Annotated in this window: 5 protein-coding genes; 2 read left to right on the plus strand and 3 right to left on the minus strand. The window is 63.5% G+C overall.

The genetic code is table 11. From position 1 onward, the window contains the following. The 3 genes from AC1DT3_RS12405 to tkt all read right to left on the minus strand — a co-directional run. A partial coding sequence (locus AC1DT3_RS12405) for a phosphoglycerate kinase (RefSeq protein ID WP_477465559.1) occupies positions 1 to 957 on the minus strand: 957 nt, incomplete at its 3' end. 11 nt (positions 958 to 968) lie between these two features. After that, on the minus strand, positions 969 to 1,976 hold the full coding sequence (gene gap / locus AC1DT3_RS12410) for a type I glyceraldehyde-3-phosphate dehydrogenase (protein ID WP_477465560.1): 1,008 nt from the start codon (positions 1,974 to 1,976) through the stop codon (positions 969 to 971). A 56-nt stretch (positions 1,977 to 2,032) separates the two neighbouring features. After that, positions 2,033 to 3,964, minus strand: a complete 1,932-nt coding sequence (gene tkt, locus AC1DT3_RS12415; protein ID WP_477465562.1) for a transketolase — start codon at positions 3,962 to 3,964, stop codon at positions 2,033 to 2,035. Positions 3,965 to 4,334: 370 nt separating this feature from the next. Here tkt and AC1DT3_RS12420 point away from each other — a divergent pair, with 370 nt between their 5' ends. Together AC1DT3_RS12420 and AC1DT3_RS12425 are read left to right on the plus strand one after the other, a co-directional pair. Continuing rightward, the gene (locus AC1DT3_RS12420) at positions 4,335 to 4,631 is read left to right on the plus strand and encodes a DUF4164 domain-containing protein (protein WP_477465561.1); all 297 of its coding nucleotides are present in this window, start codon (positions 4,335 to 4,337) and stop codon (positions 4,629 to 4,631) included. Then, positions 4,631 to 4,762, plus strand: a 132-nt coding sequence (locus AC1DT3_RS12425) for a cell division protein ZapA (protein ID WP_477465563.1), incomplete at its 3' end; no start/stop codon positions are given. The genes AC1DT3_RS12420 and AC1DT3_RS12425, both read left to right, overlap by 1 nt.

Consider the following 4,762-nt stretch of genomic DNA (forward strand, 5'->3'; position numbering starts at 1 on the left):
GAGCGGGCCGTTCCAGACCAGCGTCCTGGCATCGTTGATCGCGGAATTGATCCGTTCTACCGATTGCGAGCCGACATCGAGAATCATCAGGTCGTCGGGAACGGCGTCGATGCCGTAGGTGTGGTTTTCGGCATTGGCCTTGAATTCGCGGGCGCAGACGCCGTCGACCGGCAGAATGATGGCGCAATTGGCTTCGCGCGCCTTCTCGATGATGCGCAGAGCCGTCGCCGCGAGATCCTTTTCCGCCAGCGATCTTCCGACGTTCAGGCCCGTCGCGTGGATGAAGGTGTTGGCCATCCCGCCGCCGATCACCAGCGCATCGACCTTCCGCACGAGATTTTCGAGCAGATCGATTTTCGTCGACACCTTCGCGCCGCCGACGATCGCGACGACCGGACGGGCCGGGGCTTCGAGACCTTTGGTCAGGGCATCGAGCTCCGCCTGCATGGTGCGTCCGGCAAAGGCCGGCAGCACGCGGGCGAGCCCTTCGGTCGAGGCATGCGCGCGGTGCGCAGCCGAGAATGCATCGTTGACGTAGATATCGCCGAGTTTCGCCAACGCGGCGACGAAATCCTTGTCGTTCTTCTCTTCGCCCGCATGAAAGCGAGTGTTCTCGAGGAGCAGGACGTCGCCGTTTTTCAAGGCCGCGACGGCCTTCTCGGCCGCTTCGCCGATGCAGTCGTCGGCAAAAGCGACGGTCTTCTTCAGGTGCTTGGCGACGGCATCCGCGATGGGCCGCAGACTCTCTTTCGGATCGCGGCCTTTCGGTCGCCCGAAATGGGCGAGAAGAATGACCTTCCCGCCCTTGTCGGCGATCTCATGAAGAGTCGGAAGGATGCGTTCGATCCGCGTCGCATCCGTGATCTTGCCGTTTTCCATCGGAACGTTCAGGTCCACGCGGACCAGAACGCGCTTACCCTTGACGTCGGCCTGGTCGAGCGTATGGAAAGCGGTCATCGACAGTGCCCTCAGATCAATTTGGCGAACGCGACGGCCGTGTCGGCCATACGGTTCGAGAAGCCCCATTCGTTGTCGTACCAGGACAGCACGCGCACGAAGTTGCCGTCCATGACCTTGGTCTGGTCGAGGTGGAACGTCGAGGACGCCGGGTTGTGGTTGAAGTCGATCGAAACGTTGGGCTGGTCGGTGACGTCGAGGACACCCTTCAGCTCCTGCGCGGCGGCGCGCTTGATCGCGGCGTTGACCTCGTCGACCGTGGTGTTCTTCTTCGCGATGAACTTGAAGTCGATCACCGAAACGTTCGGGGTCGGAACGCGGATCGAGGTGCCGTCGAGCTTTCCGTTGAGCTCCGGCAGCACGAGGCCGACGGCCTTGGCGGCGCCCGTGGAGGTCGGGATCATCGACAAGGCGGCCGCGCGGGCGCGGTAGAGATCCTTGTGCATCTGATCGAGCGAGGGCTGATCGTTGGTGTACGAATGGATCGTCGTCATGAAGCCTTTTTCGATGCCGAACGCATCGTGCAGCACCTTGGCGACAGGTGCCAGGCAGTTCGTCGTGCACGACGCGTTCGAGATCACCATGTGATCCTTCGTCAGCTTGTCGTGGTTGACGCCGTAGACGACCGTGAGATCGGCGCCGTCGGCCGGAGCCGAGACGATGACGCGCTTTGCACCCGCGGTCAGATGGGCCGATGCCTTCTCCTTGGACGTGAAGAAGCCTGTGCATTCGAGCGCGATGTCGACGCCGAGTTCCTTATGCGGAAGCTGCGCCGGATCCTTGATCGCGGTGACGCGGATCTTGTGGCCATCGACGACGATGAAATCACCCTCGACCTTCACTTCGCTCGGGAAGCGGCCGTGAACGGAATCGAATCGCAGAAGATGGGCATTCGTCTCGACGGGACCGAGATCGTTGATGGCGACGACCTGAATGTCCTTTCGGCCGCTTTCCGAGATGGCGCGCAGAATGTTGCGCCCGATCCGACCAAACCCGTTGATTGCGACCTTCACCGTCATTGCCGTTGCTCCCTTGATTCGGCTTACCTGCGGACAGGTATTTAGAGACTGGTAATTTAGAGATTGTGTGTTCTGAGGACTTTTTCAGCCACCGCCTCGGCCGTGATGCCGAAATGCTTGTAGAGATCCTTATAGGGCGCGCTCGCGCCGAAACCGCTCATGCCGACGAAAATGCCGTCCGGCCCGATGAGCGCGTCCCACCCGAAACGCACGGCGGCTTCGACCGCCACCTTGATCCGCGCATCTCCGATGATCTGGGCGCGCACCTTTTCCGGCTGAGCCAGGAACAGGTCGAGCGACGGCACGGATACGACGCGGACCGGGAAGCTCTGGCCGGCCAAAATTTTCTGCGCGGCGAGGGCGATTTCGACCTCGCTTCCGGATGCGAAGATCGTCGCCTGGGCCTTGCCCTCGGCGGGTGACAATTCATAGGCGCCGGTCGCGGACAGATTGCCGGCCGATTCCTTCCGGACCTGCGGCAGGTTCTGCCGCGTCAGGGCGAGCAGGCTCGGACCCTCGGTGCGCTCCAGCGCCAATTGCCAGCATTCAGCCGTTTCAATCGTGTCGGCCGGGCGGAAGACGCGCATGTTCGGCATCGAGCGCAGCGAGGCGAGGTGCTCCACGGGCTGGTGGGTCGGTCCGTCCTCGCCAAGGCCGATCGAATCGTGCGTCATCACATAGACGGCCGGAATGCCGGCGAGCGCGGCGATCCGCATCGCGGGACGTGCGTAGTCGGCGAAGACCAGGAACGTYGCGCCGGCCGGCACGAGGCCGCCGTGCAGGGCGATGCCGTTCATGGCAGCCGCCATGCCGTGTTCGCGAATGCCGTAATGGATATAGCGCCCGGCATAGGAGCCCGGCGAAATGGCGGTGAGGTTCTTGGTCTTGGTGTTGTTCGACGGCGTCAGGTCGGCCGAGCCGAGCACCAGTTCCGGCACCGCTTCGGTGATCACTTCGAGGGCGATTTCGCTCGCCTTGCGGGTGGCCACGTTTTGCGGCTCGGCGAACAGGCGGCTCTTCAATTGCTCGATGGCCTTGCCGAGCGCGGCCGGACGCACGCCCTTGATGCGGCGCTCGAATTCGGCGCGTTTCTCGGCGGGCAGAGCCTTCAAGCGGTCGGCCCAGCTCTTGCGATGACGGCGGCCCTTCTTGCCGGCTTTCGCCCAGGCGCTGCCGATGGCTTCCGGAATTTCGAAGGGAGCGCCCTTCCATCCGAGCGCCGCCTTCGCACCCGCCAGTTCTTCGGTGCCGAGCGGCTCCCCGTGCGCCTTCGAGGTGCCCGCCTTCTTGGGCGCACCGAACCCGATGGTCGTCTTGCAGGCGATGAGGGTCGGACGATCCGACTTCTGAGCGCGGGACAATGCGCGTCCGATGGCCTGGGGATCGTGGCCGTCGACGCGCACCGCGCGCCAGCCGGCGGCCTCGAACCGCTTCACCTGGTCGACCGAGTCGGAGAGCGAGAGCGGTCCGTCGATGGAGATGCCGTTATCGTCGAACAGCACGATCAGGCGGTTGAGCTTCAGGTGGCCCGCGAGCGCGATCGCCTCCTGGCTGATGCCTTCCATCAAATCACCGTCCGATGCCAGGACGTAGGTGCGGTGGTCGACGAGGTCGTCGCCGTACTCGGCGTTGAGCATGCGCTCGGCAAGCGCCATTCCGACCGCCGTGGCGAGACCTTGACCGAGCGGACCGGTCGTCGTCTCGACGCCGGGGGTCATGAAATTTTCCGGATGGCCGGGGGTCTTCGAATCGAGCTGGCGGAAACGCTTCAGCTCGTCGATGGTCATGCCCTTCACGCCGGTCAGGTGGAGCAGCGAATACAGCAGCATCGAGCCGTGGCCGGCAGACAGGACGAAACGGTCGCGATCCGGCCAGGTCGGCTCGGTGGCATCGTATTTCAGGAATTTCGTGAACAGCACCGTCGCGATGTCGGCGGCGCCCATGGGAAGGCCGGGATGGCCCGATTTCGCTTGCTCGACCGCGTCCATAGCAAGGACGCGCACAGCGTTCGCCAGATCGGAGTGGGTGACGCGATCGGCGGGGACGGTGTCTGGCACGGCTCTTGATCCACAAGTCTCGAGGCGACCCTTGAGGGGTCGTGTGTGTCGGGGAAAGGCGTGCGCTCCTTAACACGGGGGAGGGGCGAGTCAAAGGCTTGACGTTGCAGGCCAGCGCTTCGCGGGACCCACAGATCGAGGGCGTAGTGGTGGAATACGCGCCGATATCGGACGATCATTCTCCATGCCGGCTGGCGCCAAAACGTGATAGATTCCTACGATCCTGGCCAACGCGCCGAAAACCATTTCTCACTTTTCGGCATCATGCTCTAGTGTCGTTAACCGATTCCCGGGAGGCCCGATGACGCTAACGCTCGACGATGTGTTGAAGAGGCTCGAGAGCGCCGTCGGCCTTCTCGAAGCGTCGGTCGCACGTCGTCTCGAGGCGGAGAAGCGTAAGGGCGACCTCGAAACCGAACTCCAGATCATGCAGGACGACCGGGCCCGCCTCGCCGTCGAGCTCGACGGCGCGCTCACGAGCCTGCATCGCTACGAGACGGCGACCGACGATATCGGGCAACGCGTGCGCCAGGCGCTCGGGGCGGTCCATGCGGTTCTCGCGCAATCCGGTGAATACGAACTGGAGGAGGGTTCCTGATGGCGCAGGTCACGGTTTCGATCGCAGGTCGTTCCTACCGAATTGCGTGCGGTGACGGCGAGGAGCGTCATCTCGAGGGGCTGGCCGCGGGATTCGACGCCAAGATCGAGGAAATGCGCGCTGCGTTCGGC

Source organism: Microvirga sp. P4_G7, from assembly GCF_056401005.1.